This is a genomic window from Ruegeria sp. G2, assembly GCF_056533505.1.
This window is the reverse complement of the sequence record NZ_JBQFON010000004.1, coordinates 324,060-339,500: the sequence shown is the minus strand read 5'-3', so window position 1 is coordinate 339,500 and position 15,441 is coordinate 324,060. Positions and strand designations below refer to the sequence as shown.

Annotated in this window: 11 protein-coding genes; 3 read left to right on the top strand and 8 right to left on the bottom strand. The window is 56.8% G+C overall.

Going from position 1 to position 15,441, the window contains the following annotated elements:
- Positions 1 to 11 precede the first annotated feature (11 nt).
- The gene (locus tag ACR0DU_RS10405) at positions 12 to 1,268 is read left to right on the top strand and encodes a protoporphyrinogen/coproporphyrinogen oxidase (protein WP_480874300.1); all 1,257 of its coding nucleotides are present in this window, start codon (positions 12 to 14) and stop codon (positions 1,266 to 1,268) included.
- A 46-nt stretch (positions 1,269 to 1,314) separates the two neighbouring features.
- On the opposite strand, the gene ACR0DU_RS10400 is transcribed toward ACR0DU_RS10405, so the two are convergent.
- The 4 genes from ACR0DU_RS10400 to ACR0DU_RS10385 all read right to left on the bottom strand — a co-directional run bounded on the left by ACR0DU_RS10400 (position 1,315) and on the right by ACR0DU_RS10385 (position 5,745).
- Positions 1,315 to 2,088, bottom strand: a complete 774-nt coding sequence (locus tag ACR0DU_RS10400) for an SDR family oxidoreductase (protein ID WP_480874297.1) — start codon at positions 2,086 to 2,088, stop codon at positions 1,315 to 1,317.
- Complete coding sequence (locus ACR0DU_RS10395) at positions 2,085 to 3,686, bottom strand: GMC oxidoreductase (RefSeq protein WP_480874295.1); 1,602 nt, start codon at positions 3,684 to 3,686, stop codon at positions 2,085 to 2,087. Before ACR0DU_RS10395 ends, ACR0DU_RS10400 begins: the two co-directional genes overlap by 4 nt.
- 94 nt (positions 3,687 to 3,780) lie before the next feature.
- On the bottom strand, positions 3,781 to 4,605 hold the full coding sequence (locus ACR0DU_RS10390) for a glycosyltransferase family 2 protein (RefSeq protein ID WP_480874293.1): 825 nt from the start codon (positions 4,603 to 4,605) through the stop codon (positions 3,781 to 3,783).
- Positions 4,606 to 4,608: 3 nt separating this feature from the next.
- The gene (locus ACR0DU_RS10385) at positions 4,609 to 5,745 is read right to left on the bottom strand and encodes a Gfo/Idh/MocA family protein (RefSeq protein ID WP_480874291.1); all 1,137 of its coding nucleotides are present in this window, start codon (positions 5,743 to 5,745) and stop codon (positions 4,609 to 4,611) included.
- A 391-nt stretch (positions 5,746 to 6,136) separates the two neighbouring features.
- Between ACR0DU_RS10385 and ACR0DU_RS10380 the strand changes: the two genes are divergently transcribed.
- Positions 6,137 to 6,976: a 2OG-Fe(II) oxygenase gene (locus tag ACR0DU_RS10380; protein WP_010442203.1), complete on the top strand. Its 840-nt coding sequence runs from the start codon at positions 6,137 to 6,139 to the stop codon at positions 6,974 to 6,976.
- A gap of 63 nt (positions 6,977 to 7,039) precedes the next feature.
- Complete coding sequence (locus ACR0DU_RS10375; protein WP_480874287.1) at positions 7,040 to 7,567, top strand: serine O-acetyltransferase; 528 nt, start codon at positions 7,040 to 7,042, stop codon at positions 7,565 to 7,567.
- Here ACR0DU_RS10375 and ACR0DU_RS10370 read toward each other — a convergent pair.
- The 4 genes from ACR0DU_RS10370 to ACR0DU_RS10355 form a co-directional block, all read right to left on the bottom strand.
- Complete coding sequence (locus tag ACR0DU_RS10370) at positions 7,564 to 9,054, bottom strand: O-antigen ligase family protein (protein WP_480874284.1); 1,491 nt, start codon at positions 9,052 to 9,054, stop codon at positions 7,564 to 7,566. The two genes, ACR0DU_RS10375 and ACR0DU_RS10370, sit on opposite strands and share 4 nt — an antisense overlap.
- Before the next feature lie 134 nt (positions 9,055 to 9,188).
- On the bottom strand, positions 9,189 to 10,127 hold the full coding sequence (locus ACR0DU_RS10365; protein ID WP_480874281.1) for a hypothetical protein: 939 nt from the start codon (positions 10,125 to 10,127) through the stop codon (positions 9,189 to 9,191).
- Complete coding sequence (locus ACR0DU_RS10360) at positions 10,124 to 10,828, bottom strand: 4'-phosphopantetheinyl transferase family protein (protein ID WP_480874279.1); 705 nt, start codon at positions 10,826 to 10,828, stop codon at positions 10,124 to 10,126. The genes ACR0DU_RS10365 and ACR0DU_RS10360 overlap by 4 nt, the downstream gene beginning before the upstream one ends.
- Positions 10,825 to 15,441 (bottom strand): MupA/Atu3671 family FMN-dependent luciferase-like monooxygenase, encoded by a 4,617-nt coding sequence (locus ACR0DU_RS10355; RefSeq protein ID WP_480874277.1) that lies wholly within the window; start codon positions 15,439 to 15,441, stop codon positions 10,825 to 10,827. Before ACR0DU_RS10355 ends, ACR0DU_RS10360 begins: the two co-directional genes overlap by 4 nt.

The window sequence follows — 15,441 nt, the reverse complement described above, 5'->3', positions numbered from 1 at the left end:
GGAACTTGCACATGGAAAAGACCCAGACGTTGATCATCGGGGCCGGCATTAGCGGCTTGTCCACTGCTGCAGCCCTTGGCGATGCCGACTACCTCGTCATTGATGCGGACAGCGCCATTGGCGGCTATTGCAAAACCATCAAGAAGGATGGGTTTGTCTGGGACTATTCCGGTCATTTCTTCCACTTCAAGAACCCGGAAATCGAAGCCTGGTTGCGTGAACGGATGCAGGGCCAGCAGATTATCACCTGCGAAAAGAAGTCCTTTATCGCCTATGGCGGTGACTGGGTTGATTTTCCATTTCAGAAGAACATCCACCAATTGCCCAAGGCGGATTTCATCGACTGCCTGTATGACCTGTATTTTGCCAAACCGAACGAGCAGGCAGAGGGCAGTTTTCTGGACATGATCTATGGCCGTTTCGGCAAGAGTATCAGCGAAAAATTCCTGGTTCCGTACAACGAGAAGCTCTATGCTTGCGACCTCAGTTCGCTCGACAAAGACGCCATGGGGCGGTTCTTTCCGCACGCGGATGTGGATGACATCATCCGCAATATGAAGACCCCCGACAATCAGAGTTATAATGCCACGTTCACCTATCCCGAAGGCGGCGCCATCGAGTATGTGAATGCCATTGCCAGCGCCGTGAAGCCTGATGCGATCTGTTTGGACGAAGCGCTGGTCGGGATTGACCTTGACCGCAAGGTGGCGCGCACAACACGTCGCGAAATTGGTTTTGAGCGGCTGGTGTCGTCCGCACCGTTCAACCATCTGGCCAGAATTGCCGGTCTGGAGCATCAGGAAGAGGCGTTTACCTGGAACAAGGTGCTGGTCTTCAATCTGGGCTTCGACCGGAAGGGGCCGCGCGATGTGCATTGGGTTTACTACCCTAATCGCGAGCGGGTGTTCTACCGTGTTGGGTTCTATGACAACATTTTCGACGCCGACCGGATGAGCCTTTATGTTGAGGTCGGCCTGACGAGTGGTGCAGAGGTTGACGTCGAAGCCACCCGCGCCCGCGTGCTTGAAGATCTGGCCCGTGAAGGTCTGATTGATGATCATGAGCTGGTGGCCTACCACGCCTTGGTGATGGACCCGGCCTATGTCCATATCAACCAGCGGGCCAAGTCCGAAGTTGAGCGTTTGAACAAAGTCCTCAACGATCGTGGTGTCTATTCCATCGGGCGGTACGGAGGTTGGACCTATTGCTCGATCGAGGACAATATGATCGAGGCACGGGAACTGGTTGCCTCATTGCAAGCGGACTGAACCTTTGGCAATGCGGTGGCTTTCAAAACATCGCGCCAAGCGCTTGTTACGAAAGGTGCAGCGGGATGCGCTTTTTGCCGGTAATCTTGTTCAATATCTTTCGTTTCAAAGAGATTGGCTCCAGAAACTCGGTGTCCTGATTAAACAGGCGTCCGGTGAGCATCGGATCATGCCACAATGCCAGTCGCACGCCCCATTTTGCGGCCTCTGCCGGTTCGATGCCATCGGGGATGCCCATTCCGGTTTTCAACGCACCGGGAATCCAGTCATTGATGACGATATCCGGAAAACGGTCGGCAAGATCGGCAATCAATGATTTGGTCAATGTCTGCGCAGCTCCCTTGGTCACCGAATAGGCCGCGGCAGTGGGCGCCGGTGCAATGTGGGCGAAGGTGCTGAGGTTGACGATCCGGCCATAGCCACGCTCGACCATACCGGGCAGGACCGCGTGGCAGCAATAAAAAACGCCGCCGAGATTGATGTTGACCGACTGCATGAAACTTTCCGGGGTTTCATCCAGAATGTCGCGGCGCGGATAAACGGCTGCGTTGTTGATCAGGATCGTGGGCGCGCCTGAGGTGGCAGTGATATCTTCGAATGCCCGTGCGACGGCCTCTGGGTCCGAAACATCGGCTGTGACGGGCATGAATCCATCCCTCAGCTCGGTCGCAAGGGCCGTCAACTGTTCGGGGTTGCGACCGATGCCCGCGACACGGATGTCTTCGGCAATCAGAGTGCGACACAGTTCTCGTCCCAATCCCGCGCTGGCACCTGTGACGACGGCGATACCTTCGCGAATTCGCTGGCTTATATCTGTCATGACGCCTCCTTGGGTTGTTTAGACTGGTTCGTCCGATCAGCGATGATGTCTGCGACCCGCAATGCGTTGGCGGCGATGGTCAGGCTTGGATTGACCCCCATCGATGTTGGCATGAACGAACCATCGGCGACATAGAGGTTTTGCAGATCATGTGCCTTGCAATCGGGATCAAGCACCGACGTGGCGGGATCGCTTCCAAAGCGTAACGTGCCCAGCGGGTGACCGACGTTAACGATTGGTTTTATTGACAGAAACATCACACGCCACCGGCCGATTGTGCTCCGGATGGCGCGGCGCAGTCCGGTTTGACGGGTGAAGACGTCGCGCGCGACTGTGTATTCGAATGTAAAGACCTCGGGGTCCTTCTGGTTCAATACTACCCGGTTTTCGCGGACGGGGAAGTCCTCCATCTGGGCCACGAACACGTCGGCGTTTCCAAACAGTTTGGCGGCCAAAAGGGCGGGTATGTTCAGAAGGCGGCGCAGCTTTGTGTATTTGGCAAACCGCGAGCGTTCGAGCTGCATAAGCAAAAAGCGCAGGATGGTTCCGTAATCCGCCTCGTATCCCATGGATTGCGCCAGGCCCATACGCTCACCTTTCACAACATAAAAGTCGCGTGTAGATATTGCCCTGCTTTTGCCGATCGGTTCCGCACCCCGCCTTGGCCAGACAGCAAAGAAATTATCAATATGAAACATCAGCCCGCGCCCGACCCAATCGCTTGAATTGGCACATCCGGTTGCGGATAGGTCGGTTGACCGCAGCAACAGGGTGGGCGAGCCAAACGAACCCGCAGCCAAAACATAGGTCCGGGCCCGCAGGGTGAAAGTCTCGTCACCATGGCGCACACGGACGCCGGTGATCTGTCCGGGCTGGTCTTCTGCCAGCGCTTCGACATCGCATTCGGTGATGATAGCGGCGCGACCGCTGGCCAGTGCCGGTTCTACACCGGCCGAGCGGCCATCCATCTTGCAGGTGCGCGGGCATTTCCTGCCGAAGCAATTGGCACACCCCTCAATCCATTTCTGTGCGATATGAGAATAATACGGATGCAGGCCCCGATCACGGAAATCGGCCATCATCGCCGCTTCTTGGGGTGTGAATTCTGGCGGCGGGCGCAGTTTGACCGAAGGAATATCCGAGAGCGGGTCTTCCGCACCATGTACAAAGAGCAGGTCCTCGGCCTGATCGAAATAGGGAAGGAACGCCTCAAATCCCACGGGCCAACCGCCAGTCGGGTGCGTGATGCCCGGTACGTCGTCCAGATCGTGCGGTTCAGGACGCTCCAGTGCCGCTGCATAGAAGACGGATGAGCCACCAACCCCGCTGCCCAATGGCGCGAAATAGTGTGAAACCGCCCCGCCGTCGTGTGCCTCGACCGGTTTGGGCCAATACCCCCGGAGCTTGCGAGCAATCGGCTCCGTGACATCATCGGCATAGTACTGACGTTCGCTCCGGTAGCCCGTCACGCCCTTCTCGAGAAACAGAACCGACAAACCGCGTTCCGTCAGACGCCGCCCGGCCATGCCGCCGCCCATGCCGGCGCCGATGACGATCACATCCCACGACTGTGACTGCGCTTCATCTGGCGTTATCACCCGGACCCTCCTTTCACGGTGTTGCTACAGGCCGGAGGATTGCGCGAATGACGCATTATGCTTCCAGCCAAATATATCTCCACCTTGCACCGCATTATCGACCCCGGCTCCAGGCAGAGTCGCTGCGGCTGCGGACGGATAGGCTCACAGCGACATATACCCCGAAACCAACCGGGTCGGTCAGGGCAAGGCGCAGCAGATGTCCCGCTTTAAGCGGGGCTTTGCCTTCCCGATCCAGTATACCCGGATATAAACGCGCAAGCTCGGCTACTCCTGCGTCCTGCCTGCGCCGGACACGTACAAGAGCCTGAAATCCTTCGACCAGCGGCCAGGAATACGGAGGCGAAACCGGCAAACGCTCATCCGGTGTGAATTGCAGCCGGACAAAGGTGTCGTCCGAGATGATCTGCGGAAATGCCTCCCAACGAGCGCGACCAGCCGCATTGACGGCAAACAGCCCGGCACCGGGCACGCCCTCTGTCATGAAGGGCAGTCGGGTCCAGATCCGGCCATAGGCCCGTGTGACCCAGCTTTGTGCCGAGCTGACCTTCAGATCGCCGCTGGCATAGGCCGGTTCAGTACGATCCAGCACTTTCACCAGCGCGTCCAGTAGCATCGGTGACATGACAACATCCGCGTCCAGATAGACCCTTGTGCCACCCGTTGCCACGGCGTCGGCGCGGTTGAGCGCCGCTGGTTTGCCGCCCTCTTCTGAATCCAGTACCTCCAGATGCCAATCCCGCTGCGCAAACCGCTGTGCGTAGCTACGGGCGATATCTGCTGTCTTGTCGGTGCAGGCATTTGCCGAAACGATCACCTCGGCCCGGTGCGCGATGACCTGTGCCAAGAGAGCCTCGAGGCAGGGGCCGATATAAGCTTCTTCGTTGTTAGCAGGGATGATGACCGAAATCTCAAACATGGTTCAACGTGCCAGGCTTTCGGCCCAAGGCATAGGCGCGACGGGATCGAAGCGGGTCTGCATCGTGACTGCTCCGCCGTGTTCTCCGGCATTTTGCAAGGTCAGCGTGACTTCGTTCATATGCAGAGACAGGTCGGGGGACAGACGGCAGGGCCGCTCTTCGCGGATTGCGTCCCGCATCTCGGCCACGCCGAGGGCAAAGTTCATCGCCGCGGCACCCTTGCGCCCAAGTTTCTCGTGGGTCGGCCCCTTGATTTTAAGACGCCTGGCCAGCGGCGCATTGACCAGTCTGCGGCGCAACGAGAAACGTCGGCGCAGTCGGACCGGCGCGGAGTTGTTCCAGCACTCGTCCATCTCGATCACGCCCGTATCGCCGATGATCCGAAATTCGTGGTTATGTGTGGCCAGTATGGAACAGGTGAGCCGTGCCACCACGCCGCTTTCGAAAAAGAGCGTTCCGACCGAAAAATCCGGCGCTGCCCTGGCGGTCACATCGGACAGATCTGCCAGCGCCGCCGAAGCCGCGACAACCGTCCGCACTGGGCCGAACATGGGCAACAACCATGCCAGGTAATAGCCCGCATGTTCCAGAGTACACCCCACTTCGAACTCGTCTTTGGCCGGCCAGGGCGCGCCGCTTTCCGAGAACCATTTTTGATAGGGGGCCTGCGAGATAAAATCGTCATCCATCTCGGCATAGACCAAGCGTATTTTGCCGATTACACCGGCGCGCAAACTGGCCCAGATCGTTTGCGGCGCTTCGCCAAGAAAGCTGCAGGGTGCCGAGGCAAGGTGCAGCCCGCGCTCAGCAGCGATGTCGGCCAGTGCCTGGGCCTGATCCATCTTCATCGCCAACGGCTTTTCGGAATAGACGTGAAGCCCGGCTTCCAGACCCTTGCACGATACATCGTAATGCGCAGAAGGATTGGTCAGGTTAAGCAGAATATCCCCTGGTGCGGCCAGCTTCAGCAATGCCTCAAAGCTATTCAGCGCGGGCAGCGACCAGTAGGCACAGAACTGAGACAGCCGCTCAGGGTTGCGGTCATAGCATCCGGCAATTTCGATTTCAGGATAGAGCTTGAGGGAGCGCAGATACAAATCCGCGACATATCCGGTACCGATAATCAACAACCTGGGCATAAAGAGAATGGACTCTTATTCGACGGGCGAGAACTCATAAACAACGAATACTTTAATATGGGCAGAATTGCGGATGTGCCACTGTAAATTGGCCGGTGTCCCGCAATTCGTTCAAACATCACGTGAGATCACCCTGTTCCCAACCGGAGACCCGGGTATTTCATGCTTCAGAGTTTCAAGTTTCATTGTCGCAAAATATGAGACTTTTCTTCTGAAATAGCCCTATTGATCCTGATCATGTGTTTGTCAGGCATGGTTGGATATGTCACATTGCGAAATGGGGGGAATCCCCCCATTTTTCTGATAGAAGACCTTGATCCCCACTTTGCTCTGCCGCTGCAGAAGCTGGCCGGTAATTCGAGTTGTGTTATTGTTTAGATAGGAAAAGAAGATGGCGATCTATCAAATTGATCCCGAACGTCTAAGTATCAGTGTTGAAAACGCCCGCGCGGCGGCGGCCCCATTTGCCGAAGAATATCAGAGCGGCGAACCCTATAACCATATTTGCATCGATAATTTTCTTCCCGAAGAAGTTCTGCGCAAAGTTCAGAAGGACGTGGCCACGCTTGAAGAAGGCGAAGACAGCGACACATTTGAGCGGGCGCAGGAGAACCTGAAAACGCAGTACAATCCCGAGAGATTGCCGGTCTATTCGCGCGAGTTGTTCCACGCCTTCAACTCCCGCCCGTTTATCCTGTTTCTTGAGGAAATGACCGGTATCAAAGGGTTAATCCCCGATCCTTATTATATCGGCGCGGGCATCCACCGGGTTAAAAACGGGGGGCATCTGGATATTCATGCGGATTTCAATCTGCACAAACAGATGGTCGTTGAACGGCGCCTGAACGTGTTGATCTATCTGAACGACGACTGGCGCGAGGAATGGGGCGGTTCATTCGAGATCTGGAGCAACGACATGACTACCAAGGTCAAAAGCTTTGTGCCGACTTTCAACCGCATGTGCTGCTTCTCGACAGGCACAAGCACATTCCATGGCAACCCCGAAAAAGTGAATCATCCCGATGGTGAGCCACGCCAGTCCATAGCGCTGTACTACTATACAGCGACCTGGGACCCCAGCCGCAAGGCACATTCGACGATCTTCAAGCCACGTCCCGGTACAGAAGATCAGTTCGACCGCCAATCGCACCGGCAGGAAGTTCTGGAAAACTGGTTACCACCGGTTGTTTATCGCAGGATTTATCCCCGTCTGGCGCGTCTGGGATTCTGAGCAACGCCAATCGCGCCCGATGCCAACGGCTAGGGCGCGTGACAGGCTGAAAAGATCGGATCCATGCAAGGCAATATCCAGCAAACGTCACCTGTTGAGCTAGAGCAACCGTTGGTGGTCTCAGCGACAGTTCCGGACTGGTCGCGCGAACAAGTGCGGCAATTTTGGGACCCGGGTTACAAGCTGTTGCGCGCGATCAGGCGATATCAGGCGGCCAAGGCGCGGGGTGGCCCAATCGGATGGGCGTTCAGCAAATACTGGGCTCTGGTGCACCGGTTCTGGTCGGTGATCACACAATCCGAGATTCATCTGAATACCCATATCGAAGGCGGTCTTCGGTTGCCGCATCCAACTGGAATCATCATCCACCCCACCGCCCGTATCGGACCGAATTGCATGATCTTCCAACAGGTTACGCTGGTATCAACGGTTGTTCTCGGGGGACATGTGGATCTCGGAGCAGGTGCCAAGATCATGGGCCCGCTCACGATCGGCAATGACGTGACCGTTGGCGCTAATAGTGTTGTCACCCGCGATGTCGAAAGCGGTGCGACCGTCGCTGGCGTCCCCGCGAGAAAACTGAACACTTAGGTGTTGGTCTGCCTCGAACGTCGTTTGTTATGCGGGTTCTTTAGCTGAGCGGAAGCGGTTGCTTTCGCCTGACCACGCGGCTTGCGCACATGAGCCACACGAGGTGGATCTGGCTGGGGGACCGTTACGTCGGCCTCATCAGATCGGTCCCGCACCGCAGCCGTGGACTTGGCTAGCAGCATGCCAGCCATAATCCAAGTCATGCTGTTGATGGATGCGTTGGGGATCAAATCAACAAGGTTGATACTCAGCATGAGCGCAATGCCGTTTGTAACATACTCATCGGGTGAGCCGATGCACTTTTTGCGTCTTGCCCAAAGCCGGAGAAGTGGGAAGATCAGCATCCCAAAAATGCAGATATACCCGAACCAGCCCAGCACACCGATGATTAGGACCCAATATCCATCTGGAACAGTCAGAACGCGACCGGTTTCTGGATCCATGTTTCGATTTCGATTCCAGAATGCCCAGCCGGTGAGTGGTTTTTCGGCGGCGCGCTCCAACAGCATGCTTTCGTTCTCAAAGCGAAATTCCAGAGATTGGGCCCGTTCAGCCTGAATCTGCGCCGCATAGCCGAGAATACGCTCAACGGGTATTGCATCTTCTGCGCGCAAGATTGGGTAAGCTATCAGGAATACAGCACAAATCAGCATTACCCAGCGTTGTATACGGGAACTGGCAAATAGCACGATGGGCGCGAACAGGACGGCAAATAAAACCGCACCCACCGTTTTGCAGAGAATCAGGATGGCGAACAGATATACGAGAATGCCAAATTTTTGCCACCGATCATTGCCCCGCGAACCTCGCAAAAGCGCGGCTGTCGCCAGAAACGACATCAGGACGAAAAACGCCACCAACAACCCGTGGCCAAGAAACACGGTGGGCCTAAAACCACCAAATCGAACTTGCTGCCAAAAGAGCTGGGGAAAAAACCCATAAACCCAGTTGTTGAGTTGCGGGCTGAGCCGAACTTCGAGCAAGATCGGAATCGAGTATATCAACCCGATAACCATGTAGAGTGTTAGGAATTCTCTCTTATTGTCGGGTGTTGAGAGAATATTGAAGCCCAGAACAAATGGGATAATGATAATCACGTGCTTCAGGAACTCTGAAATCGCATCTCGGGCAGTCATCCCCGGCAGAACGACAGGTCCGGCAAAAACCGGTTCCAGGTTGCCCAAAGCGCTGACAATCGGGCTGAGCAGGAACCCCAGCATCAAGATCGAAACCAGACGGGATTGCGGAAAAAACCTGATTTTCTGATCCAACATTGTCAGGCACAACACTAATGCAGCCAAACTGGGGATTGTGTGCTTGTCTAGCGTCGGTATCAGCGGCAGATCAAAATATGTGTTTGGGGGCAAGATAACATAGCCGCCCAATATCGAGATCAGCAGAGCGCGTGGCGCCGGAAGTTTCTTAAACAATACGACCATGATGATCGGCCAGACCATCAACATCAGATAGGCGAGTGAATTGGGCATATATATCAGGTCTTGGCGTTAAAGGGGTTGAGTGTCAGGTATCACGTTGGCGATGATTCTGTCCTGAGCGTTTCAATTCGGCAAGATGGTTGTTTGTCCCGGCATCAGCCCAGCGTGTCTGTGGGTGGGCGAGATCAAGGATCAGGACTGGCCAACCCGGTAAACCGCAAATTAGTCACCACATCCCAGACGATCTCCTGCATCAGACGTGCGGCTTCGGGGCATGGGTCTTTGGCGGGCGTGCCATCGGCTTTGGTCAATACATGTGGCAATCCTAGGGGTGAGGTTTGATACAACACCGCGTAATGGGTCAACGCGACCAGATAGGTGCCATAATCACTCAGGTGGATCGTGTCAGTGAACAGGTGGTTTCGGTCGGCAATAGGTCCGACGCCGCCACGGTGCTCAACTTCACGCACGAAACGCGCCATGACTTGCCCGGCAGGGATGACATAGACCGGGGCCGGTGTTCCCTCATAACCCAAAGCAACCCGAAGAATGCCATTGAACCAATAGCGCTCAAGATCTTTGTCGATCCGCTCCAGCCAGCCTTCCTTGTCGTCCAGATTGTGCCATGTCTCATAAAAAAAGATGCGTATGTCCGGATTGGACTGGCGGCCAAGTTGGATCCAATTGCGAAGGTATTTTGCGCTGTTATAATACTTGATGGCGGCCCGGATTTCGACCATCTCAGTCATGACCAGCGTATTGTATTCGCCGGACGAGAGGGCCTGTTTAGCATCCTCATATTCAGCTGGGGCATTTCTCAGCTCGAACCCGTTGATGGTTTCTTCTGGATCCCAGTGGGCCCGCAGCGGTGTGCCCCAGCCCAATTGGCTGGTGTAATCGTGCCTTTTACCCGCCAGTTGTTTTAGCATTTCAGGGATATCCGGGCCGACCAGACTGTGCCCCAGATGGAAAACCTTCTGCGGAATGGCGGGCATAGGGCCGGGATTGTCATATAACGAATCAAACGTGGCGATATCGATTGGTCTTGCGCCGTTTAGGCGCATAACACCGGCTATGGCGGCTGTGGCCACCCGGATACGACCTGGAATATATCGCTTGATCAAGACACGCTCTCTAGGCTGAGCAAAAACATGGCTGACATGTCGTCGAGTGCGGCGAAGCTGAAGAATTTATCATCGAGAGTCTGGCTCATCAGTCTGAGCTCCAGCCTGGTTGTGCGATCACCAATGGTCAGTGCAATGGGGCTGTTGGGTTGCAAAGGGCGCAGGAATTCGACGTCCTGGAATTCGATCATTTGTCCAATCAGCGGGTGGATCGCTTTGTAGATGCTCTCTTTCACGCAGAAAATCTGTTTTGCCAGATGTCCACGTCGCTCAGTGTTCTGGGTATCCAGCCATTCTCTTTCAGACGGTGTACAGATCACCGCCTCAAGGTCGGGGTCCAACAGCCCGTCAGGCTCGATATCAATACCGATACCGTGTTCAGAGCCCTTATGTGCAACGATTGCGATACAGATATCGTTGCAATGGGTGATCGAGCCGATTACGCCGTCGGGCCAAACTGGGCTGCGATCGTCAGCCATCGGGATTGCGACGGGGCTGAGGTTTAGTTCTCTAATCGCCTGTCGAGCAGCGCTACGTCCGGCGGCGAACTCCAATCGACGCGTTTCGACCGCGCGTTTCATTGCGGGAATTTCCCCGGGCAATAATGCAGCGCCCGAAGCTTTGGGATCGGTCACCCCGATACCTATCTCCGGGCCGAGCATCTTGCGAAGCTCGGCCTTTATCGCTGTAAACCTGTTCACGCCGACCGTCTGCGCGCCCGCATCTCGCGTCTGCGCGCCATAGCATCGCTACGGCTGCTGGCTTTTTCTGGCGATGGCTGCGTCGGGCTTGCTTCGGTAGGTTTGGAGCCTGATTTCTTTTCGACCGTTTCGGCAAGGGCCGCCAAAGTTGGGCACCGGAAAATATCCGTTATGCTGAGCCCCGGCACGTTCAACTCTGTGCGGATTTCGCGATGTGCCTGTACCGCCAGCAAGGAATGCCCGCCCAGATCGAAGAAATTGTCCCGCCCGCTGATGTCTGAAACACCCAGAATCCGTGACCAGATCGCCGCAATTTTCTGTGTGGCAGAACCGCCCGAGGCCGGCTCAGATACGGTGGGTTCGGTACGCGGTTTCTGTGCTGCAGGTGCAGGCAGGGCCTTGCGATCTACTTTCCGGTTCGGTGTCAGCGGAAAGCTGTCCAGCGTCACAAAATGCGTTGGCACCATGTAGTCCGGCAGTTGCATCGCCAGCGCCTGACGCAATGCCTTTTCATCCACAGCGTGATCGACGGTCATATAAGCCGCGAGTTGCACCAGATTGGGCGTATCCTCGCGCGCGATGACAACCGACTGCCGTACACCGGCTTGCGCGTCCAGCAGGCTTTCGATCTCGCCCAACTCGATCCGATAGCCGCGCAGTTTGATCTGGTGATCCGCGCGGCCCAGGAAATCGAGCCGTCCGTCCGTCCGCCAGCGCACCAGATCGCCGGTGCGATAGAGCCGCGCCCCGGGGGTGTCTGAGAATGGATCGGGCACGAAGCGGTCGGCCGTCAGGTCTTCGCGCTGCCAATAGCCGCGTGTCACGCCTGCGCCTCCGATATAAAGCTCTCCGGCCACGCCGATGGGGGCGGGACGGTTGATTTCGTCCAGTACATAGACCTGTGTGTTTGCAATCGGGGTTCCGACATTGACCACGCCGTCCGCAGCGGTTGCGGTCTCGGTTGTCGACCAGATCGTTGTCTCGGTGGGTCCGTACATGTTTTCGATATGTGCAGGGGAAAGTTTGTTGATCTGCTTGACCAGCGAGCCGGGCAGGGCCTCACCGCCGATCATCATGTGGTTGATCTTGGACAGGGCAAAGCGCGCCTCGTCGCTCATCAGGATCATCTGCGCCATGCTGGGGGTGCATTGCAGATGGCTGACCTTATGGCGGATGATCTGGGCGGCGATGGAATAGTCATCCTCAGCCAGGTCTGTATCCTGATTGGACAGGCGCAGCACCTCGGCCAGAGGCTTCAGCCCCTCCATCACCTGATCGACCGAAATGCCATAGTCGATCAGGCAGGCAATCTCATCCACGCCGATGCGTTTCAGCTCTTCAACCCGGTTCAGACAGTCCTCAACAGTGCCGAACAGGCCGGAATCCTCGAAATAACGCAGGAAAGCGAAATCGAGGATGCCTTCGAGTTCCTCATCAGACAGGCTGCCCAGATCCAGTTGGAATGGGTTCGACACGCCTTTCGGTTTCTTGAAGGCCGGGAAGGCCCAGGCATATTGCTTGATCAGCCCGGCAGCCGAGCGCAGGTAATCCTTCATCGGCTCGCGCGCGACCTCGCGCACCTCTTCGCGGTCCTGACCTACATAGGTATGCAGCATCAGGGTGACCGTGTGGTCTTCGGGATCATGGCCCGCTTCGCGCAGGGCGGTGTGGTAGATGCCGATCTTGTCGGCAACCTCCTGTACGCTCTGGCCCAGAAGGTGGGTCAGGACGTTGGCCCCGATGGCCCCGGCCTCGCGCCAGGTGTCCGGATTGCCCGCAGTGGTGACCCAGACGGGCAGTTTTTTGGAGACCGGGCGCGGCTGTGTAACCACGCCGTGCATATCGCCGGACTTAGTGGGGAATTCCACCGTTTCACCAGCCCAAAGTTGGCGCAAAGTGCTGATCGCCTCAAGCATCGCTGGTTTGTTTTCGGGTGGCGTGTTTTCGGGCCGCAGGACGAAATCATCGGGCTGCCAGCCCGAGGCAATGGCCAGCCCCGCGCGCCCGTTGGTCAGGTTGTCGATCACCGCCCATTCCTCGGCAATGCGTGCCGTGTGATGCAGTGGCGCGACGCAGCTGCCCGCGCGTACCCCGATATTCTCGGTCACCGCGGCCACCGCGGCTCCGGTGACCGACGGGTTGGGGTAGGGGCCGCCAAAGGCGTGGAAATGGCGTTCAGGTGTCCAGACGGCGCAGAATCCATTCTGATCACCGAACTTCGCGCCCTCAAGCAGCAATTTGTACTTGTCGCGCCCGACGCCATCGTCGTTGCCCCAATAGAACAGGCTGAACTCCATCCCTTTGCCGGTGATGGATTTTCCGGGGGCCGAGTCGCCCGCGACCAGGGCGCGGTTTTCATCATCGCTGAGTACGATCTTGAAGCCGCGTGCGAGGGTCCAGAACAACTCGAGCACCGAAATATCGAATGATAGGCTGGTCACCGCCAGCCAAACCCCGGCCGGATCATGGCTGATGCGATCGTCCATACCGGTGAAGAAGTTCGACACGTTGCGATGTTCGACCATGACACCCTTGGGCCGACCAGTCGAACCCGAAGTGTAGATCAGGTAGGCGAGGTTGTCCGAGGTCACACCGCTGCTGATATTGTCTGTCGCGGTCGTTCCCAGCCGCGGGTCCGTATCCAGCAGCAATGGCTGTGCGTTATGTTCCGGCAACGCGGGTGCCAAGGCGGATTCGGTCAACAATACCTTCGCGCCGCTGTCTTCAAGATAAAGAGCGGTTCGATCGGCGGGATAGGCCGGATCCATCGGTACATAGGCGCCGCCTGCCTTCAGAATACCCAACGCCCCGATCAACAAGAGTGGAGAGCGTTTGACATGCAGGCCCACGAGCGTGTCCGGACCAACCCCCATCTCACGCAGAATATGCGCGACCTGGTTGGCCCGTGCATTCAGTTCGGCATAACTGAAGCTGAGATTTTTGAATACCAGTGCCGGTGCATTGGGAGTACATTCAACCTGGGCTTCGAAATGCTGGTGAACGCAGGTGACTTCATCATAGGCGATAGAAGTATTGTTCCAATCCTGCAGGATCTGTGCACGTTCCGTATCGGGCAGAATGGGAAGCTCGGCAATTGGCAGGCTCGCCTTGGCCGGATCTGTCAGCGACACCAGCAGATTCTCGATACGTGCCGCGAACAAGCGCAGCGCGGCTTCGGAGACATGTCCACTGTCGGCAAACAGCACTGTCTGTCCATCAAACGTGGCCAGCGTCAGACTTGTGCCTGGAACAAGACCTTCCGAAACATCATCGGATAGCCCGATCACCGGTGTTTGCAGTGCCGCCGCACCGGGTAGGCGCGCCGGCAGATCATGGGCGAACGGACCAAGTGCCTGAGCTTGCGTAATTGTCTGATCAAACTCCTCCTGCGCCGCTGAGAATGTCTTGTCCGCAGCAAAGCGCACCGGAACCCAGTCGTTGAGATAGGGGGATGCGCTGTTCAGCCGGAGCGCCAGATCGAGGGTGAAAGCATCCCCAAGGCGTGCCATCAGGGCCGCTAATGCAGCCTTGACTGTCACATCTGCAAGCCCATCCGGCGCATGCAGCGCTTGCGAGCGGGGGGCACCGGACGGCATCGCCGGATTGATCAGCGGAATGTCGACCTCTTGCAGCGATTCCAGGCGGGCCCGCCATTGTGGTTCGGAGGCAAGCGTTTCAGCAATTGATTGATTGATCGCGGTCGCCTTTTCCGCGGTCAATGCAGGCAGTGCGCTGCCGCCATTCAAAATACCATCGGTAGGCATAGGTGCGCCCATGCCATTTCGCAGATCGCTGATCTCAATCGCGCCTTCACGGGTGGCGATGGTCACACTTTCTGCGCTGCTGGCCAGAATGGTGCCGGGCACAGCATCGGTTGGCTGTTCACTCACCTTGGCCGCGCCGACTAGCCAGAGCTGACCATCGCGCTCGACCTTCGGGCGACACAAAGGGTTCCAATAGTCTCCGTGATCCAATGCGCGCACCAAAGCGGCCAATTCATGCGCCGGTTTTGCGAAATCCAGCCGGGCCGCCGCCTCAGGGCGGTCGTTCTTTGCAAAATAGCTGCGCTGCGACAGATCCTGTGGGGCAGGGGGTTGATCCGCTTCCAGTGCCCGGATGACCTCGGCAAAGCTTTCGATGGCGGCACCGTAGCATTTGGTGTTCAATGTCAGGGCAGTTTCGGTGTTGTTGATATCAAACAGGTTTTGGGCAACGATCCCGCCCTCATCCACGCCGCCCGAGATAATGTGCCAGGTGATCCCGTGTTGTGTCTCCCCATTCAGAATGGCCCATACCGGCGCGTTAAGCCCTGCATAGCGCGGTAGCGGGCCATCGTGGAAATTGACAGCACCTTTCGCAGCTTTGTTCAGCAACGCTTCTGGTAGCAGATCGAGATTTGCGATGCTCAGCAGCCAATCAAACGAGACCCCTTCAACCCTGTCTGACAATCCTTCGCCAGGTGCATGAAGAGGCAAGGAGTGAGTCTTGGCCCAGGCTTCCACATCGGAATTCCGCGTGGCGACGCCCTGAATGCTGTGCCCCGCCTCCAGCAGCATTTCCCCGCACTGAATGACAAGGGATTCATGGCCGACAAGAAAAGTGCTGAAAGGCAT

Bases quoted from the DNA above. Each gene is read 5' to 3' on its own strand.
- ACR0DU_RS10390 (WP_480874293.1), bottom strand. From the start codon at position 4,605: ATGTTTGAGATTTCGGTCATCATCCCTGCTAACAACGAAGAAGCTTAT.
- ACR0DU_RS10400 (WP_480874297.1), bottom strand. From the start codon at position 2,088: ATGACAGATATAAGCCAGCGAATTCGCGAAGGTATCGCCGTCGTCACA.
- ACR0DU_RS10405 (WP_480874300.1), top strand. From the start codon at position 12: ATGGAAAAGACCCAGACGTTGATCATCGGGGCCGGCATTAGCGGCTTG.
- ACR0DU_RS10355 (WP_480874277.1), bottom strand. From the start codon at position 15,441: ATGCCTTTCAGCACTTTTCTTGTCGGCCATGAATCCCTTGTCATTCAG.
- ACR0DU_RS10370 (WP_480874284.1), bottom strand. From the start codon at position 9,054: ATGCCCAATTCACTCGCCTATCTGATGTTGATGGTCTGGCCGATCATC.
- ACR0DU_RS10385 (WP_480874291.1), bottom strand. From the start codon at position 5,745: ATGCCCAGGTTGTTGATTATCGGTACCGGATATGTCGCGGATTTGTAT.
- ACR0DU_RS10380 (WP_010442203.1), top strand. From the start codon at position 6,137: ATGGCGATCTATCAAATTGATCCCGAACGTCTAAGTATCAGTGTTGAA.
- ACR0DU_RS10375 (WP_480874287.1), top strand. From the start codon at position 7,040: ATGCAAGGCAATATCCAGCAAACGTCACCTGTTGAGCTAGAGCAACCG.